This window comes from Planococcus sp. CAU13, assembly GCF_000775575.1.
Taxonomy (GTDB): Bacteria; Bacillota; Bacilli; order Bacillales_A; family Planococcaceae; genus Planococcus.
The window spans coordinates 1-19,168 of record NZ_JRGN01000311.1 but is presented as its reverse complement, the minus strand read 5'-3'; the positions used below and the strand labels follow the sequence as shown (position 1 = coordinate 19,168).

At 50.3% G+C, this 19,168-nt stretch carries 16 protein-coding genes and 2 riboswitches; of the genes, 9 read left to right on the top strand and 7 right to left on the bottom strand.

The genetic code is table 11. From position 1 onward, the window contains the following. Positions 1-118: 118 nt before the first annotated feature. The 6 genes from KW93_RS14395 to KW93_RS14370 all read left to right on the top strand — a co-directional run bounded on the left by KW93_RS14395 (position 119) and on the right by KW93_RS14370 (position 8,842). On the top strand, positions 119-3,259 hold the full coding sequence (locus KW93_RS14395) for a DEAD/DEAH box helicase (protein WP_033543736.1): 3,141 nt from the start codon (positions 119-121) through the stop codon (positions 3,257-3,259). Positions 3,260-3,338: 79 nt separating this feature from the next. Next, positions 3,339-3,953: an NUDIX hydrolase gene (locus KW93_RS14390; protein WP_033543735.1), complete on the top strand. Its 615-nt coding sequence runs from the start codon at positions 3,339-3,341 to the stop codon at positions 3,951-3,953. 119 nt (positions 3,954-4,072) lie between these two features. Further along, complete coding sequence (locus KW93_RS14385) at positions 4,073-4,807, top strand: sulfite exporter TauE/SafE family protein (protein ID WP_033543734.1); 735 nt, start codon at positions 4,073-4,075, stop codon at positions 4,805-4,807. Positions 4,808-4,991: 184 nt separating this feature from the next. After that, entirely contained in the window at positions 4,992-6,200 is a 1,209-nt protein-coding gene (locus KW93_RS14380) for a multidrug effflux MFS transporter (RefSeq protein WP_033543733.1), read from the top strand. A gap of 181 nt (positions 6,201-6,381) precedes the next feature. Continuing rightward, a complete protein-coding gene (locus tag KW93_RS14375; RefSeq protein ID WP_033543732.1) occupies positions 6,382-7,182 on the top strand; it encodes an ABC transporter ATP-binding protein in 801 nt (266 codons plus the stop codon). Beyond that, positions 7,175-8,842 (top strand): hypothetical protein, encoded by a 1,668-nt coding sequence (locus KW93_RS14370; RefSeq protein ID WP_033543731.1) that lies wholly within the window; start codon positions 7,175-7,177, stop codon positions 8,840-8,842. Before KW93_RS14375 ends, KW93_RS14370 begins: the two co-directional genes overlap by 8 nt. Before the next feature lie 73 nt (positions 8,843-8,915). Here KW93_RS14370 and KW93_RS14365 read toward each other — a convergent pair whose 3' ends face one another. From KW93_RS14365 to KW93_RS14330, 7 genes are all read right to left on the bottom strand, one after another. Further along, positions 8,916-9,296 carry a VOC family protein gene (locus KW93_RS14365; RefSeq protein ID WP_033543730.1) on the bottom strand — a complete coding sequence of 127 codons (381 nt, stop codon included), beginning with the start codon at positions 9,294-9,296 and terminating at the stop codon, positions 8,916-8,918. 15 nt (positions 9,297-9,311) lie between these two features. Next, positions 9,312-9,953: an alpha/beta fold hydrolase gene (locus KW93_RS14360; protein ID WP_235318429.1), complete on the bottom strand. Its 642-nt coding sequence runs from the start codon at positions 9,951-9,953 to the stop codon at positions 9,312-9,314. A gap of 88 nt (positions 9,954-10,041) precedes the next feature. Beyond that, a complete protein-coding gene (gene mgtE, locus KW93_RS14355) occupies positions 10,042-11,400 on the bottom strand; it encodes a magnesium transporter (protein WP_033543728.1) in 1,359 nt (452 codons plus the stop codon). A gap of 325 nt (positions 11,401-11,725) precedes the next feature. After that, entirely contained in the window at positions 11,726-12,259 is a 534-nt protein-coding gene (locus KW93_RS14345) for a 1,2-dihydroxy-3-keto-5-methylthiopentene dioxygenase (protein WP_033543726.1), read from the bottom strand. A 27-nt stretch (positions 12,260-12,286) separates the two neighbouring features. Beyond that, positions 12,287-12,913, bottom strand: coding sequence for a methylthioribulose 1-phosphate dehydratase (locus KW93_RS14340; RefSeq protein ID WP_033543725.1), 627 nt, complete (start codon positions 12,911-12,913; stop codon positions 12,287-12,289). Next, positions 12,910-13,575, bottom strand: a complete 666-nt coding sequence (locus KW93_RS14335) for a 2-hydroxy-3-keto-5-methylthiopentenyl-1-phosphate phosphatase (RefSeq protein ID WP_033543724.1) — start codon at positions 13,573-13,575, stop codon at positions 12,910-12,912. The genes KW93_RS14340 and KW93_RS14335 overlap by 4 nt, the downstream gene beginning before the upstream one ends. Positions 13,576-13,578: 3 nt before the next feature. Continuing rightward, positions 13,579-14,793: a 2,3-diketo-5-methylthiopentyl-1-phosphate enolase gene (locus KW93_RS14330; RefSeq protein WP_033543723.1), complete on the bottom strand. Its 1,215-nt coding sequence runs from the start codon at positions 14,791-14,793 to the stop codon at positions 13,579-13,581. A gap of 77 nt (positions 14,794-14,870) precedes the next feature. Beyond that, positions 14,871-14,980, bottom strand: a riboswitch (SAM riboswitch). A gap of 555 nt (positions 14,981-15,535) precedes the next feature. After that, a riboswitch (SAM riboswitch) is annotated at positions 15,536-15,690 on the top strand. A gap of 79 nt (positions 15,691-15,769) precedes the next feature. On the opposite strand from KW93_RS14330, the gene mtnK reads away from it, so the two are divergent. From mtnK to KW93_RS14315, 3 genes are read left to right on the top strand one after another with little or no spacing between them, the layout of a single operon-like run. Further along, positions 15,770-16,948 (top strand): S-methyl-5-thioribose kinase, encoded by a 1,179-nt coding sequence (mtnK, locus tag KW93_RS14325; RefSeq protein ID WP_033543722.1) that lies wholly within the window; start codon positions 15,770-15,772, stop codon positions 16,946-16,948. Positions 16,949-16,950: 2 nt separating this feature from the next. Beyond that, the gene (gene mtnA / locus KW93_RS14320; RefSeq protein ID WP_033543721.1) at positions 16,951-18,012 is read left to right on the top strand and encodes an S-methyl-5-thioribose-1-phosphate isomerase; all 1,062 of its coding nucleotides are present in this window, start codon (positions 16,951-16,953) and stop codon (positions 18,010-18,012) included. Then, positions 18,009-19,091, top strand: coding sequence for a sugar ABC transporter substrate-binding protein (locus KW93_RS14315; protein ID WP_033543720.1), 1,083 nt, complete (start codon positions 18,009-18,011; stop codon positions 19,089-19,091). Before mtnA ends, KW93_RS14315 begins: the two co-directional genes overlap by 4 nt. Positions 19,092-19,168 lie beyond the last annotated feature (77 nt).

The following is a 19,168-nucleotide window of genomic DNA, read 5'->3' as shown; positions in this document are numbered from 1 at the left end:
GTCAGAGCTTAACAGGCGCTTCCGCTTTTCTTAAATAGGTCTCCGGTTTGGTTGTTTCCACAGGTTTTATTGGCGATAATGGAGAGTAAAGCGAGCATGTGCGGGAAAGGGTCATTAGATGAAACTGGCATTGAACGATTTTCGGATAAAAAAATTATGCGGCATGGCCGCCTACAGAAAAGGCAAGGCTTATTTCGACGCGGGCAAAGTCAGACTGCAGCCGGTCGGTGAGCATGCGTCCGTCATCCGGGCCGAAGTGCACGGAGCGGGTCTGTTCGAAGTGGCGGTCATGGAAGAAATGGATGGCGGCATCCAGGCTTCCTGCAGCTGTCCGCCTGTCGGCTTTGTCAGCACCTACTGCCAGCATATTGCAGCAACCCTTTTGGCAATAAATGATCTGCAGCAGCAGGAACTGCAAAAAGCGCAAAAGCTGATGGCTTTATTTGGCGACAATAAAATGCGGCCGAGCCGGAAACAGCTCCATTTTGATGATCGGCCAGTGCTTGAAATGAGCTTTTTGCTGCATTCCGTCGAAGCGGAAGATGGCCAGCGCGTTTTCGCTGTGCGTTTGAGTGCCGGAATGGACGGAAAGGTGCCGATACGGGATGCCGGTGCTTTTTTACAGGCAGTGGAGCATGGCGTGGACTACCGGATTTCTTCAGAACTACAGTATTCACGCGACGCATTCAGTTTTACCCCTGAGACGGATGCAGTGCTTCATGAATTGATGAAAATAAACGGCAGAGAGACGGGACGCAGCCGCGTCATCGTTGCTGCTTCCGCCTGGGATCGGCTCCTGCAGCTGCTGGCGGAAATTCCGTCAGTCAATATCGCACATAAAGGCAGGGTACATAGAGGATTGCGTTTTGAAGAGGAATTGCCGCTGGTATTCCGTTTTGATGAAACGGTTTTTGCCGGTTATGTTTTAAAAGCGGAAGGGCTCGATCACATCACGGTCATGAAACCATACGGCATCGTGCTGAGTGGCGGTGCATTAGTGAAGCTGCCGCCCGATGATTGCCGCCGGCTGGAAGAATTGAAAGTGTTGATGGAAGGATCAGCAGAATTCGAAATACCGGCAGCGCAGGTCGCTTATTTCCTGGAAAGCGTCATTCCCGGGCTCGAACGCATCGGAGAAGTCCATCTGGCGGCCGCAGTGACCGGGCGGCTGGAAGAATCGCCGCTGGAGGCGAAACTGTTTCTGGACCGGATCCGCAACCGGCTGCTCGCGGGCGTGGAATTTCATTATGGCCAATTGATCATCAATCCCAGCGAAGAACGGGAAGATGAAATCCGCCATTACCCGGGCGTCCGCCGTCAGCGCGCCAAAGAAGAGAAGATCATGGAAATCATGAACAACAGTCTGTTCACGCAGACGGACGGCGGCTTCTATATGCAGGACGAAGAAGCCGAATACGATTTTCTGATGCACGCGATTCCGGAGCTGGAACAATTGCTGCAGGTCTACGCGACGACCGCTGTAAAAATGCGTGTGCAGAAAAATTACACCGGCCCGAAAGTGAAAGTGGAATTGAAGGAGCGCACAGACTGGCTGGCGTTCAAGCTGGAGCCGGGTGAAATTCCGGAAGCGGAAATCCGGCTGTTATTGGCGGCGCTGAAGGAAAAGCGCAAGTATTACCGCATCCCTAACGGTACGTTATTGTCTTTGGAGACGGAGGAATTTATTGCGCTGAACGAGCTGATGCTGGAACTTGGCAATGAAGAAGCGTGGTTCGGTGACGAAATCCGTCTGCCGCTCATCCAGGGGCTGCAGCTGGTGGCGTCGCTCGAAGACGGCGATCTGCTCGATCCCGGTGCGGGTTTTGCGAAGCTCCTGCAGAACCTCAGCAACCCTGAAGAAGTCGGTTTTGAGATTCCGGCAGAGCTCGAAGGCGTGCTGCGCGATTACCAGAAAGCCGGATATAACTGGCTGAAAGCGCTGGCGAAATACCGTTTCGGCGGTATTCTGGCGGATGACATGGGTCTTGGCAAAACTTTGCAGAGCATCGCGTTCATCCAGTCGGAGCTTCCTGAGATCCGCCGGCGAAAAACTCCGGCGCTGATCGTGGCGCCCTCGTCGCTGACCTATAACTGGCTCAGTGAATTCGAGAAGTTCACACCGGACATTCACGCAATGATTATCGACGGCAATAAAGCGAAGCGAACGAAGCGGCTTGCCGACAGTGTGGAAGCCGATGTCATCATCACTTCCTATCCGTCGCTGCGCATGGACGGCGCGTTGTATAAAGGGAAGACGTTCCATACGCTGTTTCTGGACGAAGCGCAGGCATTCAAGAATCCGGTGACGCAGACAGCGAAAGCAGTAAAAGGCATCGAAGCGGATCACCGTTTCGCGCTGACCGGTACGCCGATCGAAAATTCACTCGATGAACTGTGGTCGATTTTCCATGTCGTGTTTCCGGAACTGCTGCCGAACCGCATGCGCTTTGCCGAAATGCGCAGGACGAGCATTGCCAAGCGCGTCCGCCCGTTCATTCTGCGGCGCGTCAAACAGGACGTGCTGAAGGAATTGCCGGACAAAGTCGAAACGCTGCAATTTTCCGAGCTGTATCCGGCACAGAAAAAATACTACGCGGCGTATCTCGCGGAACTCAAACAGGAAGCGCTGAAGCATCTTAATAAAGACAGCCTGCAGAAAAACCGCATCAAGATTTTGGCCGGTTTGACCCGTCTGCGCCAATTATGCTGCCATCCTTCCTTATTTGTCGATGACTATCAGGGCGGATCGGCGAAATTCGATCAATTGATGGAAATCGTCGAAAGCAGCCGGATGGCGGGGCGGCGTGTGCTGGTGTTTTCCCAGTTTACTGGGATGCTGCAATTGATCGGCAACCGGCTGACGCGCGAAGGCCGTCCATATTTCTATCTCGACGGTCAGACGCCGCCGCAGGACCGTGTCGAAATGTGCAGCCGCTTCAACGAAGGCGAAGGCGATCTGTTCCTTATTTCATTAAAAGCGGGCGGCACAGGATTGAACCTGACGGGAGCCGATACCGTCATCCTTTATGATCTGTGGTGGAATCCGGCGGTTGAACAGCAGGCTGCAAGCCGTGCGCACCGCATGGGCCAGCAGCATACGGTGCAGGTGATCCGTATGGTCGCCAAAGGCACCATTGAAGAAAAAATCACCGAACTGCAGGCGAAAAAATTGGATCTCATCGATGAAGTGATCCAATCCGGCCAGGAGCCGCTGGCGGCCATGACGGAAGATGATATCAGGGAATTGCTGATGATTTGATCTCACAGATTTTATTGCCAAAAAAGCTTTTAGGCGGATGGTTTGTTAGAATAGAGGGAAAGAGAACGGGGGTGATGATATGGATCCGAAAAGTCTTGTGGCAAGAGTGAAAGACCGTGTTCCGGAGGTAATGGACAATAGGGTATTTTCGAAATTTGCGATTTTGCTGCCGTTGATCGAGAAGGACGGCGAAATCCATATCCTCTTCGAAGTCCGTTCCCATCTCCTCAGAAATCAGCCGGGCGACATTTGTTTTCCGGGCGGAAGAATCGACAAACAGGACGAATCGGAAGAAGAGGCGGCGATCCGGGAAACGACGGAAGAACTCGGAATCAGACACGAGCAGATTTCCGATGTTTTTCCGCTCGATTACATCGTTTCGCCGTTTGGCATGATCGTCTACAGTTTCGCAGGAATCATCGATGCAGACGCCGAATTCAGTCCGAATCCGCCGGAAGTCGACAGCATTTTCACCGTGCCGCTGTCCTTTTTCCTCGAAAACGAACCGAAAGTGTACCGCATCAATTTTGATATACAGCCGGAAGAAAGCTTTCCCTATGACCTCATAGCGGGAGGGGAAAATTATAATTGGCGAACCCGCCAGGTCGACGAACTTTTCTATACGTATGAAGGTAAAGTGATCTGGGGCCTCACCGCTAAAATACTCACGCATTTTATGGAGATCATTCGCTGAATGGTCTTTTTTATGTTTTGAAATCCAGACATAAGTTTAACTTATCCATTTTTATAATAACTATTGAATTTAATTAAGTGCCAATGAGGATTATAGTAAGGATGAAAGAGGTGAATGCGATGGATTTCATTCTGATGTTTTTCATTGGTCTGTTTGCAACAACTTTGGGGACGCTAGCCGGAGGCGGCGGATTGATCAGCCTGCCGGCAATGCTGCTGCTCGGGATGCCGGTCCATTCCGCCATCGGTGCCAATAAAGTCTCGAACACGGTCAGTTCATTTTCCAGTTTCTATTACTTGATCCGCAAGAAGAAAATTTCGCTCAAAGAGTCGGTTTGGATCGTGCCGGTCAGTCTGCTGGGCGGTATTGCGGGCGGATCCATTGCCTCGTCAATTCCTGAAGATCAGATGTACATTGTCGTGAGTGGGCTGCTGATTGCGGCGTTTTTCATTTCGTTTATCGGAAAGAAAGGGTTTACCGGCGAGAGCCGATTGAAAGCCACGCCGAAAAGTGCGGGCGGCTTGTTCGGCATCGGTATATACGACGGCCTGTTTGGCCCGGGGCAGGGCACGCTGATGCTGTTCCTGTTCAGTTATCTGGATATCGCCTATGTCCGGGCAGTGGGATTCGTGCGTCTTGCCACGTTTTCCAGCTGCCTCGGAGCCGCCGTTACTTACATATTGGCGGGGCACATCATCTGGCCGTTGACGCTGGCGCTCATGCTCGGGTCGGTCACCGGCGCACAGGCAGGCGTAAGGATTGCAGAAAAATTGAATCCGCAATTTGTAAAACCGCTGCTGCGGGTGGTGACGGTATTACTGATTGCCCAAATCCTCATTACCCGGGTATTTTGAGAAAGCCTGTGCATACTGCAAAGGTTTTCTCTTTTATTCAGTGAAAAATAAAAATGTTGATTTATGAAGTTAAATATAGGGAAAATTATACGGGTTCATGGTAGGCTGAAAAACGGTCATTTTATTTTCAGCAAGAAATGAATAAGAAACGATCAATACAGTCTCGAAAGAAGGTTACAAACAAATGAAAAATCTGGCCGGAATGAAACGATCACGTTTCGTTATACTTCTAGGTGCTCTTACAGCCCTGATTCCTTTCACCATTGATATGTATCTTCCAGCGTTTCCTACTCTGGCGGAGGTCTACCACACAAATGCTTCAGCCGTGCAGCTCAGTTTAACTGCCTGTTTGCTCGGACTCGCCTTTGGCCAGCTGGTGACGGGGCCCCTCAGCGATTCGCTTGGACGCAAAAAGCCGCTGATCATTTTTCTGGTCGCTTATGCCATTGCTTCGATCGCCTGCATCTTTGCACCGAACATTTACATATTCATTGCATTGCGCTTTGTGCAGGGCTTTGCGGCTTCGGCCGGACTCGTTATTTCCCGGGCAATAGTCCGGGATGTCAGCAGCGGGGCAGAACTGACACGGCTGTTTGCCTTGCTGATGGTAGTCAATAACCTGGTGCCGCTGCTCGCGCCTTCAGTTGGAAGCACGGTGCTGCTGTTTGCCGACTGGAAAGGGATCTTCCTGTTTCTCACCTTAGTGGGCCTTGTTCTCCTCATGATCAGTGCATTGCGTCTGGAAGAGACACTGCCTCCTGAAAGAAGAGTGCCGGGCAATCTGGCAGAAACCTTCAGCAATTTCAGCACCATCATCAAAAATCGGAAATTCACCGGTTACGCGCTGGCGCAGGGGTTGTTGATCGGCGGCGTCTTTGCCTATGTGGCAGGCACCCCGTTCATCTATCAGAATATTTACGGCGTTTCGCCCCAGGTCTTCAGCATCCTTTTCGGCATGAACGGCATTGGTCTGATTTTCGGCAGTTATGCCGTCGGTCGCTACAGCTATGTCTGGTCGGAGAAAAAATTCCTTGAAGTGGCGCTTTATGCAGCAACAGCAGCAGGCGCCGTGCTGCTTGCCGTGGTCCTTATCGATGGCCCGCTGTGGGCCGTCGTGATTCCCATCTTCTTCTTTGTCACCGCGATTGGCGTGGTCGGCACCGCTGCCTTCACTTTGGCGATGGAAGAACAAAGCCGGGTCGCGGGCAGCGCATCTGCGTTGCTTGGACTCCTGCCATTTATCCTCGGCGCAGTGGCAGCACCGCTGGTCGGTGTTGCCGGAGAAGAAACTGCTGTGCCATTGGGTCTGATCATTTTCACTATGTGCCTTCTTGCATTATTGGCATACTTGTTTCTTGTGAAGCGATTGGATACTAAAGAGGCTGTGAATTAACTTAAATTCATCTGTTATAACTATTGCTGGAACAAATAAGGCAGTCGAATTTTATTCGGCAGCCTTATTTTTATTGTTGAGTAATCGATTAAGTTAGACTTTCATTAATTCAAAATCAACTCCCAAAATCAACCAGATAGATGTTAAAATAAGTGCATTACAGAACTAATGAGGTGTTTATATGCATTTGTCACAGGATACCATTCTATCCATCCAGGATTTGACGATGAGCTATGGCGGTAAAAACGTATTGAACGGCATCAACCTGGAAGTATCAAAAGGACAGATCATCGGCTATATCGGTCCGAACGGTGCCGGAAAAAGTACAACGGTAAAGATTATGCTTGGCCTCATCGATGATTTTGAAGGAAAAGTCGTTATCTTCGGACAGGATATTTCGAAGGGGGATGCTTCCTATAAACGCCGTATCGGCTATGTGCCGGAAAACGCGGAAGCATACGATAACCTGAGTGCCATGGAATACCTCATTTTCACAGGAGAACTCTACGGGCTCAGCCAGAAATTTGCCCAGGAAAAGGCAGAACGGCTGCTGCAGCAATTCGATCTGATCGACGTCCGGCATTCCCGTCTTTCGTCTTTTTCAAAAGGAATGAAACAAAAAGTGCTGATCATTTCGAGCCTGCTCCATGATCCGGATCTTTTGTTCTGGGACGAGCCGCTGAGCGGGCTGGATGCCAACAGCATGATGGTCATCCAGGAAATCCTGTCGCAGCTTGCGGCGGAAGGCAAGACCATTTTTTATTCGTCCCATATCATGGACCTCGTGGAGAAAATCAGCAACCGCATCGTCCTGCTGGTGGACGGCAAAGTTGTCGCGGATGGCAGCTTCGAGGAACTGCAGGAACTGAGCGCCGAAGGTTCATTGTCCGGCATCTTTAACCAGTTGACCGGCTTTACCGAACACCGCAAAAAAGCTGCGCAATTCGTGTCGGTGGTGCGGGGAGACATGGACGATGCGTGAGTTTCAATCACTCAAATTCATTGCTTTGTTCAAAGGGCTTTTTAAAAAGTTTGGCGTCGATTACGAAATCATGATGCTGATTCTGCGCATCAAACTGACGATGGACGAACGGCGTGTGCCGACTGTATTCAATGAAATGGGTAAGAAAAAAGAAGGCAATCAATTCCTGAAATCGCTGTGGATATACGGATTGTACAGCCTGCTCCTGCTGCCGTTCCTGTTCCTGGGCGACAATTATATTTTTGGGATGAGCGTTCAATTCGGCATTATTTTGTTCATCCTGATGACGTCGATGATTTCGGATTTTTCATCCGTGCTGCTGGATGTCCGCGATAAAAACGTGCTGCAGACGAAGCCGGTTGATAAAAAGACGATAACGGCGGCGAAGACGATTCACATCCTCATTTATATGAGCTTTATTGCGGGTGCTTTTGTGGCGCTCCCGTTTATAGTGGGGATATTCCGCCACGGCATCGTATTTTCATTGATCTTCCTGGTGGAAATTGTATTGACGATGCTGCTGGTGGTGGTATTCACTTCGCTTCTGTACCTTTTTGTACTCCGCTATTTTGACGGGGAGCGTCTGAAGGACATTATCAACTACGTACAGATTGTGCTGTCACTGGGTCTCGTAATCGGTTACCAGGTGTTGATACAAGCCTTCGATATTGCGAATTTCAACATAGAATATGTATTCAGCCCGTGGCATTTCCTGATCCCGCCAATTTGGTACGGGGCGCCGTTTGAAATGATTCTGAACGGCAATACAGCATGGTATATGATTGCCTTTACCGGGCTTGCGGTTCTGATGCCGATTCTGGCAATCCTTATCTACAGCCGGCTGATGCCTTCATTTGAGCGCAACCTGGAAAAATTGCTGAGCGACACGAAAGCCCGAAAGCCAAGCCGCAGTCTGCTGGATGGCTTATGGGCGAAACTATTATGCCGGACGAAAGAAGAACGCGTCTTCTTCCGCTTTTCAGCGCTGATGCTGAAAAAGGAGAGGGAATTCAAGCTGAAAGTGTTTCCGAACGTGGGACTGGCGCTGGTTTTTCCGATCCTGTTCATTTTCAATGAATTGCGTATACGCAGTCTGGCGGATATTTCAGAAGGCAATATGTATCTGTTCATTTATTTCTGCAATATTTTGATTCCCGGTACGATTTTCATGCTTCAATTCGCGGGCAGTTATAAAGGCGGCTGGATTTTCAAAGCTGCGCCGATTGCCCGGGAAACCGCGGCCTACAGTGCGGCGCTCAAAGTTTTTCTCAGCAAGCTCTATCTGCCGATCTTTCTTGTCCTCAGCATCGTGTACGTCGGCATCTTTTCCGCCCGCATCCTGCCGGACCTTGCCGCCGTGCTGGCCGGTGCCATCCTGCAATCGCTCATCACCTACCGGGTGATGAAAGATGTGGAATTCCCGTTTACACGCTCATTTGAATTTTCCCAGGACCAGGGCACTGCCCGAAACCTGTCGCTGACCTTGATCATCGGCGCGTTCGTCCTCGTCCATTTCCTCGCCCGATCATTCGACTACGGCATCTATGTTTATCTGGTGCTGTTGGTTGTGGCGATTTTCGTAGTTTGGCGGAAGACATTTCCGGAGAATGCGGAAGTTGAAGACGGTAAACCGGCTTCGAAGACGGAAGCGGGGATGTGAGCAGGACAGACTTCACCCTGTTCTTCCGATACAAAAAAGTCCGGGCGCTTTTGCTGTCCGGACTTTTTGCATACTATGAAACGATTCTGTCACTCGTAAGGGCGTGCGTGTTGCCTTCCGTATCTTCAAAGAATGCCATCCAGGTTTCAGCTGCGCCATTTTTCACCACACAATGGGGAGGTCCGACAAACTGGACGCCGCGCTCCACAAATTCTGCATAAGCCTGATCGATATCTGCCACTTCAAAATAAAGGACCGAACTGGCATGAGCAAACTGCTCCTTTTCAGGCAGGCTCAGCATCAGTCGCAGACCGCCGCAGTCGTAGAATGCCATGGTATCGGTCTGAAACAATAAGGGCAGATTCAGTTTTATTTCATAAAATTCGATGGCACGCCCCAGCTCTTTTGCGGGCACGCCAATCTGGTTAATTTTTTGGATGGATGCACTTGTCATTCGTCAGCCTCTTCTCTAAAATTTCTCGATTTCCGCCATAATCTCTTTCAAAATCTCGATCGAAGCAATCGGCTTTCCGGGCAATTCCAGGCTGTGATCCGTGCCCGGCACCAGCCGCAAATCCAATTGCGGATTCGCTTCCAATTGATTGTAAAGCCCCGCATCGTAAATCGGATCTTTATCACCAATAAATCCAAGAGCCTGGTGTGGAAATGTATGCATCGCTTCAAAAACATCCGGCCGCTTAATGAGCGGCGTCAGCCAGACGGCTTTCGCTCCCTGGTACATCGGGCGCTTCAGTTCGGAAGCCATTGCAATGGTGCCAAGTGATTTGCCGATCAAGCAAAACTTTTCATAGGAAGCATCCACAGTCACCGCGTCAATGACGGCGCCCACATCAAAACGGATGGCGTCGCTCAATTCTTCCATAGTGAAGTCATCATAAAACGAATCGTTATAACGATAATTTACATTCAGCACGTCATAACCCTTCTGCAAATAAATATCTGTTGCGAAATGGAGCAGCGGCGCCTGTGCTGTATAACCGGCACCCGGCAGCACAACGGCGAGCCGCGAACTCGTCTCTTCCTGCCGGATCAGCAAATAATCGACAGTATGTCTTTTGTATCCTTCTATAGAAGCTCTTTGCAACTTCATCAGAATCCCTCCTGTTATTTCCAGTATAGCGAAAATTCGGAAAAAGGGAACGGGGTATTAAGATAAAGGAAGTATTGCCGGTCACTCTTCACATCAACTGCGAAATGAAAACCGTCGCGATGCCGAAATAAATCAGCAGGGACAAAATATCATTGATTGTCGTGATCAGCGGACCGGATGCGATGGCCGGGTCAATGTTTAACTTGAATAAAATCAGTGGAATGATGGTGCCTGCCAGTGTCCCGATAATGAGCGTCAGCAAAAGCGAGCTGCCGACAACAAAACCGAGGACGAGGCTGCCCTGCCATAAGTAGGCGATGCCGGTAATCAGCACGGCACAGATGACGCCGATGATGATCCCAACCCACATTTCACGGAGGATCAGTTTCAAACTTTGCCGGAAGTCGAGCTTCTGGGACACGAGCCCCCGCACTACAACCGCCAATGACTGTGTGCCGGTATTCCCGGTCATGCCCGCGATCATCGGCATGAAGAATGTCAGGGCGACGACCGTTTCCAGCGTCGCTTCAAAGCTGCTGATGATGCCGCCGGAAAAGAGGCCGATAAACAATAACAGGATGAGCCACGGCAGGCGCCGGTATGCGGCAATAAGCGGCTTCGTTTTGAAATCAATCGATTTACCGGAAGCGGATAATTTTTCGATGTCTTCGTTCGCCTCCTGCATAACGACGTCAATCACGTCATCAACCGTTACGACGCCGACGAGGCGGTTATCGCCTTCGACAATCGGCAGGGATACAAAGTCGTAGCGGCTGATGAGGTTGGCGACTTCTTCCTGGTCGGTCAGCACATCCGCCTTGACGACCCGGGTGTACATGACGTTGCGGATTTCTTCGTCCAGCTCACCCAGCAGCAGGTCTTTATAAGACACAACCCCTTCCAGGCGTTTTTCCTCATCGACGACATACAGGTAGTTGAGGTATTCAGCCAGGTCAATGAACGCCTTGATCTTGTCGATCGCTTCACGGATCGTGTAATGGCCGGGAATCCAGACGTAACGGTTGTTCATGATGCGGCCGGCCGTTTCCGGCGGGTAATTCATCAGATTCTGGACAATCGTCGACTCATCGACATTCATATTTGCCAGCAATTCATCGGCCCGGTGCGGCTCGATGTCTGCAAGCAAAGAAGCAAGATCATCGTTGTCCATCCGGTCCAGCACTTTTCTGGATTTTTCGACACCGAGTTTCTGGAGGATTTCGAGCTGTTCGTCGCTGTCCAGCTCATCCATCACTTCGGTCAATTGTTCGGTGGTTAAGTAGAGAAGAAATTTCGTGCGGTGTTTGGCCGGTATGCGGAGGTAATGCTGCGCCATGTCATACGGCTGCAATTCATCCAGGATTTCCTGGAACTCATGGATACGCCCTTCTTTCATGGCCTGGATAATGGCCAGCGTAATTTCGTTTTCTGTCATCATTAATGTCATGGGAATCTCTCCTTGAAGTCAATCGGACGTCAGCCGTTGCGGGAAGCAGAAACGGCGTCTTCACTATCCTACAGTATTCCCTTAAACGGCGGTTTTGAAAAGTGCGTTCCTGAAAATAAAAGACGTGCGGAGACGTTGTTTGCATTATAAAGGAGGTTGTTTGCAATATAGGAGGGTTTATTTACGATATAAACGAAGTTGTTTGCGGTATAGAGAGCTTTGTTTGCAATATGAAAGGGTTTGTTTGCAATACGCAGAAAATCCTGAAGCAGAAGCATCCGGTGCCTCTTCTCCAGGATTTTATTTTATGTCGGTATATATATTATCAGCTTTGCACGCTTTCTTCCTGGTAAACCGGCACCCATCCTTCAGTCGTAACGAAGATGCGTACTGCGACTACTTTGCGGTCATCGGAGAGAGTGAAGTAATGCGTGATGTTTTCCGGCACCGAAATCAAGTCGCCAGGCGTCAGGTGGACTTCGAAAAAGCGCTCGTCCTTGCCCTGGATGATGAAAACGCCGTGGCCGCTGACGATATAGCGGACTTCGTCGTCTGTATGGATATGCTTGCGCTGGAAGTTCTTCAATAATTCATCCAGTTTCGGGTTCGAATCGGACAGGGAAATGATATCTGCCGCCTGATAGCCGCGGCGCTCCGAGATGTCGTCAATTTCCTCTTTGAATGCCTGCAGGATCTGTTCTTTTTCATCATCGCTCAAATCGAATTTTTCGCGAAGCGGTTCCGGCAGTTTATTGATATCCCAGTGCTCGTAAACTACTTCCTGCTGTTCCAAGAATGCAGCGACTTCGTTTTGTGCCTCGATCTTTTCGTCTGTACCTTGAATTTTGATGATTGCCATGTATAATCTTCCTCTCTGATTTGGGTTTTATTTGAGTTGGAGCAGAGCGAGCTGATACTGAAATAAAAACTCGCTCGCCTCCAGCAGCTTCTTCGCTTCAAATGCATCCTTGCCCCAGACGGTGATGCCGTGGTTGCGGATCAGCACGGCGCCTTTATCGGCCGTCACGTGTTCAGCGAAATCTTCCGCAAGCCGCGGGATATCGGCGTGGTTGGCGATGATCGGGATGGACAGCACTGCATCTTCGTCCCACAGGCCGAAAGCCTTAATGAGTTCTTGGCCTTTAAAATCGATTTTCCCGTCGCGTCCGTAAACTTCAGATAGGACGTTATTGGCGACGGTGTGGACGTGGAGACTGCAGCCGGCATTCGTTTGATTGTAGATGACGCTGTGCAGAAGCGTTTCGGCGGAAGGCTTGAGGTGCGTCGCTTCGACCGGTGCGCCGTTTGCGTCGACGAGGAGAAAATCCTCATCGGTTCGTTTGTATTTATCCTTGCCGCTTGCTGTGACCAGGAACTGGAGCGGTACATCGCTCAGTTTGATGGCGAGATTGCCGCTCGTGCCCATGAACCAGTCGCGCGCAGCGAGCACATCTTTGACGTCGGCCAGTTCGTTCCATTTTTCTTCTAAAGTGTTGAGTGTCTGTTCAGTCATGAGCGGACACCCAATTTCGCATCGATGATTTCTGTTACGTCGCCGAAATTTTCGAACGCCTCATAAGGGATGTTCAGTTCTTCGCATTTCTCGATGAGGAAATCGCGGGCGATGACCAGATCGGCATATTTTGCCGCCTGCAGATCGGTGATCGAATCTCCGATGACGATGCTCGTGCCGCCTTCAGCGAGCAGCTTACGGATGATCGACGTCTTGCAGCAGCCGCAGCCCTGGCTCGCGCATTCATCGTCGCAGCCATGCGGGAAATCGATGCGGATGGTGTTTCCTGAGAAATCCGCTGTGTTGCAATAAATGCCGGCGAACGGCCCGAACGGTTCGAGCAGCGGATAAACGAAAAAGTCGATGCCGCCACTGACGATATAGAGCGGAATGTTGTGCTGTCTCGTATAGGCCACGAAATCCGCAAAGCCTTCCCGGATTTCCGCCTGCTCGAGCACATAGGCGATCACTTCTTCCTTTTTCGACGATGGCAATAAAGAAAACATCTGCGTTACACCTTCACGTATGGAGATGGTTTGAGCGAGAATCTCGTCTTTGATCGGTTCCCAGCCCGGTGGATCGAAATGCTTCATGATGGCGATTAAATTATCGTTTGTCGTGATTGTGCCATCAAAATCACAGAAGATGATTGCTTGAGTCATGATTTACCCCCATAATTCCAATGCTATTTTTAGTTCCGGATGCTGTTCGCTGGCATTTTCCAGGGTTTGTTGCTTCAGGACGGCATCGACCGCCTGGCGGAATGCTTTACCGCCGCCGGCTGCGCCACTCGGATGCCCATGGACGCCGCCGCCTGCATTGATGATGCTGTCGGTGCCGAAGTCGTTGATGAGCAGTGGGACGAGCCCCGGATGAATGCCGGCGGAAGGTACCGGGAATGCCCGTTTCAATAGGCTTTCATTCGTTAACTGTTCCGCAAGCCCAAGCGCTGCGTTTTTCTCCATGGCAACACTGCCGTAAGGAGAGGGAAACAGCGAGAAGTCAGCGCCGGCATAGCGTGTCAGCTTGCCGAGTGCGAGCGGTGCCGCTACGCCGTAGAACGGCGAAGAAGTGAACGCGCCGCTGAATGCCGGATGCGCCATGAGCGGCAGAGCGATTTCATCGTCTTCCGCAAGTTCCTGCAGCACATCAAGTCCGTAGGCATGGACATTGAACAGCAATGCATCGGCGCCGAGTTCACGGGCGCGCCTTGCCTTATCGCGCAGCTGCGATGTACGGCCCGACAGGTTCACCGCGTAAAGTGTGCGGTGGCCGGTTTCGCTATGGACTTCATGCAGTACCTGTTGGGCAGCGGTGATGCGCTGTTCAAATGGTGTCAGCGGATTGTCGAACAGGATTTCGTCGTCTTTGACGAGGTCAACGCCGCCGAGAGCCTGCTCTCTGAGCTGTACCGTTAAGTAATCGATGTCTCGGCCAATGACGCCTTTGAAGATGCTCATGACGAGCGGGCGGCCATGGACGTCGAGCAATCCGCGGATGCCGTCGATGCCGAAACGCGGTCCCGGGAATTGTTGGAGCAGGCCTTCTTCAAAGCCCAGGTCCATTAGCCTCACTTCGCCGTCGAGCGACAGCTTTCCAAATACCGTTGTGAGAATAGCTGGCAGATCCGATGAAAAATTCGCGCTCGGATAAGAAACGTTGATATGCGCTTTAATCAGTCCTGGTTGGAGCGGGTGAGTGGCTTCCGGAAATTCCTCGACCGATACTACATGGCCTTTATGTTTTTTCAATTGCTCCTGCTCGAGAAGCGGCAAGTCGGTCCACGAACCGATCGTGAGTCCAAGTGCGATGCCTTCCGCCTTCTTTTCGAAAGACCCCGCTTTGCCGTATACCTGATAGCTCGCTGTCAGTCTGCTCATATGTGACACTCCTTAATTTCTTTTCATGAAAAATAAAAAACCTCTTCAAATAAGAAGAGGTTAAGGACGTTAACGACTTCTTATTTCTCAGCCATTGTTTCTGGCTGCAAGAATTAGCACCGTGTCCATTGCTGGACCGGTTGCCGGGCTTCGTAGGGCTTGTCCCTCCACCTGCTCTAAATAAGAATTGGATATTCGGTTGGTTGTTGCAACAAATTAATTCTGATTATTCCACGTGCGAAGAATTCTGTCAACAGGGAAGTCTGAAATAATCTTTATTTTGAATAAAACAGGATACTCCTGAAACTTTAAAAACAAGCCGAAAAAGGTTCCGGATAGTAAATTGGACCACCCGGAAAGTATTTTCAATTTCCGGATAGTATTTGGTCGATTCCGGACAGTATTTCAGTGACCATGGATAGTATATCCATTATATGGAATTAAATGACCTCGAGAAAGTTCAGACACCTTCTCTAAAGGCACATTTCATAAAATTTCACTGATTTCTTCCCAATATGCCTGAAGTAAAATGACATTCACTTAAACAACGACCGTTTTTCCCGAAAATGAAACAGATAAAAAATTTTTCTCCACCAGCCGGCAAAACCTTCTATAAGAGCGCAAAAATTCGAAAGCGGTAGACTCCACTTTTGCCGAGGAATTTCAAATTTCCATGTTGACAGCCAATTCCGACTCGTGATAGGATTCGAATCATAAACAAAACCGCATATAAATTTACGTACTCTTATCAAGAGCAGGCAGAGGGAAATTGGCCCTATGACGCCCAGCAACCGACCGTAATACCTTCGTGAGAAGGGGCGCTTTATGCGCCGGGATGAACATCCCGCAAGGCACGGTGCTAATTCCATCAGAAATTTGATTTCTGAAAGATAAGAGGCATGGAACCTCTTTATTCTGCGCCTCTTTCTTTCGGGAAAGAGGCGTTTTTATATTGAATAAAGAGAGGAAGATAAAAATGACACTTACAGCAATCTCAACATATGAAGCTTTGACGGAAGAAGCCGCAATCACTTTGGCAGCAGAATTTTTGCCGGAAGGAAGCAAACTGGAATGCCGGGAAATCGGCGATGGCAACCTGAATTATGTGTTCCGTGTAACCGACGCACACAGCGGCAAAGGCATCATCATCAAACAGGCGCTCCCTTACGCAAAAGTGGTGGGTGAAAGCTGGCCGCTGACATTGAAGCGTGCGGCGATCGAAGCGGCGGCACTTCAGAAACACGGGGAATTTGTTCCGGCTCTGGTGCCGGAAGTTTACGGCACGGACGAGAGATTGGCTTACACAATCATGGAGGATCTTTCCCATCTGACGATTGCGCGGGAAGGCCTGATCCATGGGAAAAGCTACCCGAACTTATCCACCCACATCGGCGAATATCTTGCAGAGACTTTATTCCATACATCTGATTTTGCATTGCATCCGTTTGAAAAGAAAAGATTGGCGGCGGAATTCTCCAACCCGGAGCTCTGCAAAATTACGGAAGACCTGATTTTCACGGATCCATTCTTCGATCATGATACAAATGACTTCGAACCGGCGCTCCGGCAGACCGTCGAAGCCATCTGGAACAATGATGCGTTGAAGCTCGAAGCAGCAAAACTGAAGCGCAGTTTTTTAACGGAAGCAGAAGCGCTGCTCCACGGCGACCTCCACACCGGCAGCATTTTCGCTGATGACAATGAAACAAAAGTCATCGATCCGGAATTCGCGTTTTACGGTCCGATCGGCTTTGACGTTGGTTTGTTCATTGCCAACCTGATTGCACAGGGCATTACGCGGAACGGGGAAGGGCGCAAAACTATCGTGGGCCATATTGAAAATACATGGAATGTATTCGAAACGCGTTTCTCGGAACTGTGGGAATCGAAAGGCATTGAAGATTTCAGGGAGGTTCCGGGCTACCGGCAGGCGGTGCTTGAAAAAATCTTCCGCGACACACTCGGCTTTGCGGGCTGTGAACTGATTCGCCGGACCATCGGACTGGCGCATGTCAAAGATCTGGACGGCATCGAAGACGACACACTGCGCATCCAGTTGAAGAAACAGGCTCTGCAGTTCGGAGAAACATTAATTTTAAAACGCAACGAATTAACATCCATAGATGACGTAACAGCATTAATAGAGGAGCGGTAAAAATGGCAATTCCCTTATCCATCCAGTGGCTCAACGGCCAGTTGATCATCCTGGATCAGCAGAAACTTCCGCACGAAACGGAGTATATTGCACTTAATACGCTGAAAGACGTATACACCGCCATCGTAACCCTGAAAGTCCGGGGTGCACCGGCCATCGGGATTACGGCAGCTTACGGACTCGCGATTGCGGCGCAAAAACACGAAGCGGAGACAGTGGAAGCTTTTCTCCAATTCGTGAAGAAAGATGCGCTTTACCTCGCCTCTTCGCGTCCGACAGCGGTGAATCTTGTGTGGGCGCTCAACCGCCTGCAGGAATCCATCGAATCGGTGCGGACAGTTGCAGGGGCGAAAGCGCAAATCCTGGAAGAAGCAAAGCGCATCCACAAAGAAGATGAAGAAGCTTGCCGCGCAATCGGCGGATATGCGCTTGAATTGCTGGAAGGCAAATCGAAAGTTATGACAATCTGCAACGCCGGTTCCATCGCCACGGCGAAATACGGCACCGCGCTGGCACCGTTTCACCTCGGCAAGGAACTCGGCCGTGAATTCGAAGTCTTTGCCTGCGAAACGCGGCCAGTGTTCCAAGGCGCACGGCTGACCATTTGGGAGCTGCAGCAATCCGGCGTCGATGTGACGCTGATCACCGACAGCATGGCGGCGCATACGATTGGCGCAAAAAATATCGAAGCGATCATCGTCGGAGCGGACCGTATTGCGGCAAACGGCGATACGGCGAATAAAATCGGTACGCTCAATCTTGCCATTCTGGCGGCCGCTTATAATATTCCGTTTTACGTAGCGGCGCCTGTTTCTACATTCGATCTGCTGATAGCGGACGGCAAAGAGATTCCGATTGAAGAGCGTCCGGTGGCGGAAATCACGCATATCTCCGGCCAGCAGATAGCACCAAACCACACGAAAGTTTTCAACCCGGCATTCGATGTGACGCCGGCACAGTACATTACAGCAATCATCACGGAAAAAGGCATCATCCAACCCGATTACGAAAAAAATATAGCCGGCCTGCTTGGCGCAGTTTCCGGAAAAGGAGAACGATCATGAGAAAACAATCATTATGGATTATCGCGGCATTGCTGGTCTTAAGTGTTTTATTGGCAGCGTGCCAGCCGAAAGGCGAAACAGTAACGAAGGAAACAGATTCGGATAAGAAGGCAGCAGCTTCGGAACATCCGCTTGCAGGCAAAGAAGTGGCGTTGATCCTGCAGCAGAATCTCGGAACGTTTTCGGCGCAATACATAGCAGGAGTCGAAGAGCAGGTTGAAAATTTCGGCGGCAAAGTTACTGTGTTCAATTCAGAAGGCGACCTTGCGAAAATGGCATCCAACCTGGACGCTGCGATCAACCAGGGAGCAGATGCGATCCTGATTGACCACGGAACGAAAGAAGCATTGAACCAGGGCGTTGAAAAAGCGGTCGAAAAAGGCATTCCGGTTGTTGCGTTTGACGCAGGAGTGGACGTGGAAGGCGTGGTTTCGCTTGAACAGGGCGACCAGCTGATGGCGGAACAGACTTTAGAGAAACTGGCTGACGACCACGGCGGTGAAGCAAATATCGTGAAAATCTGGACAGCCGGTTTTGCGCCGATGGAACGCCGTCAAGTGGCATATGAGCAGTTCCTGAGCGATAACCCGGGCATTAATGAAGTGGCAGCATTCGGTTCTGCCACTCAAAACACGGCACTTGATACACAAGCGCAAATGGAAGCGATTTTGAAGCAATATCCGAACGAAGGAGACATCACAGCTGTTTGGGCAGCTTGGGATGAATTCGCGAAAGGTGCTGTCCGCGCTATCGAGCAGGCAGGGCGTACAGACATCAAAGTCTACAGCATCGATATGAGTGACGAAGATCTGCAGATGATCCAAAAAGACGGCAGCCCATGGGTAGCTTCAGCAGCGGTCGATCCGACAGATATCGGACGCATCCAGGTACGCTATGCATATCAATTGATCAACGGCGAACAGCCTGAAGAGAAAGTCGTATTGGAGCCGGTCTTCATCGATGCTGCAGAGCTTCCGGAAGAAGCAGTGACGACTGAAACATTGAGCGAACACATCGAAGGATGGGGCGCGAGTGAACAGGGCTATACAGATGATTTGCGAGAACTGGAAGGACAATAAAGAGAAACTTCATTCAATGGAGAGTTTTTGTTCTCCATTGAATGTTGGTTGATCCAATCGGGTTTTTACGGTCAGTT

What these genes read in the sequence shown, in the direction of transcription:
- KW93_RS14395 (WP_033543736.1), top strand. Translation starts at nt 119, where the DNA reads ATGAAACTGGCATTGAACGATTTTCGGATAAAAAAATTATGCGGCATG.
- KW93_RS14390 (WP_033543735.1), top strand. Translation starts at nt 3,339, where the DNA reads ATGGATCCGAAAAGTCTTGTGGCAAGAGTGAAAGACCGTGTTCCGGAG.
- KW93_RS14385 (WP_033543734.1), top strand. Translation starts at nt 4,073, where the DNA reads ATGGATTTCATTCTGATGTTTTTCATTGGTCTGTTTGCAACAACTTTG.
- KW93_RS14380 (WP_033543733.1), top strand. Translation starts at nt 4,992, where the DNA reads ATGAAAAATCTGGCCGGAATGAAACGATCACGTTTCGTTATACTTCTA.
- KW93_RS14375 (WP_033543732.1), top strand. Translation starts at nt 6,382, where the DNA reads ATGCATTTGTCACAGGATACCATTCTATCCATCCAGGATTTGACGATG.
- KW93_RS14370 (WP_033543731.1), top strand. Translation starts at nt 7,175, where the DNA reads ATGCGTGAGTTTCAATCACTCAAATTCATTGCTTTGTTCAAAGGGCTT.
- KW93_RS14365 (WP_033543730.1), bottom strand. Translation starts at nt 9,296, where the DNA reads ATGACAAGTGCATCCATCCAAAAAATTAACCAGATTGGCGTGCCCGCA.
- KW93_RS14360 (WP_235318429.1), bottom strand. Translation starts at nt 9,953, where the DNA reads ATGAAGTTGCAAAGAGCTTCTATAGAAGGATACAAAAGACATACTGTC.
- mgtE (WP_033543728.1), bottom strand. Translation starts at nt 11,400, where the DNA reads ATGACATTAATGATGACAGAAAACGAAATTACGCTGGCCATTATCCAG.
- KW93_RS14345 (WP_033543726.1), bottom strand. Translation starts at nt 12,259, where the DNA reads ATGGCAATCATCAAAATTCAAGGTACAGACGAAAAGATCGAGGCACAA.
- KW93_RS14340 (WP_033543725.1), bottom strand. Translation starts at nt 12,913, where the DNA reads ATGACTGAACAGACACTCAACACTTTAGAAGAAAAATGGAACGAACTG.
- KW93_RS14335 (WP_033543724.1), bottom strand. Translation starts at nt 13,575, where the DNA reads ATGACTCAAGCAATCATCTTCTGTGATTTTGATGGCACAATCACGACA.
- KW93_RS14330 (WP_033543723.1), bottom strand. Translation starts at nt 14,793, where the DNA reads ATGAGCAGACTGACAGCGAGCTATCAGGTATACGGCAAAGCGGGGTCT.
- mtnK (WP_033543722.1), top strand. Translation starts at nt 15,770, where the DNA reads ATGACACTTACAGCAATCTCAACATATGAAGCTTTGACGGAAGAAGCC.
- mtnA (WP_033543721.1), top strand. Translation starts at nt 16,951, where the DNA reads ATGGCAATTCCCTTATCCATCCAGTGGCTCAACGGCCAGTTGATCATC.
- KW93_RS14315 (WP_033543720.1), top strand. Translation starts at nt 18,009, where the DNA reads ATGAGAAAACAATCATTATGGATTATCGCGGCATTGCTGGTCTTAAGT.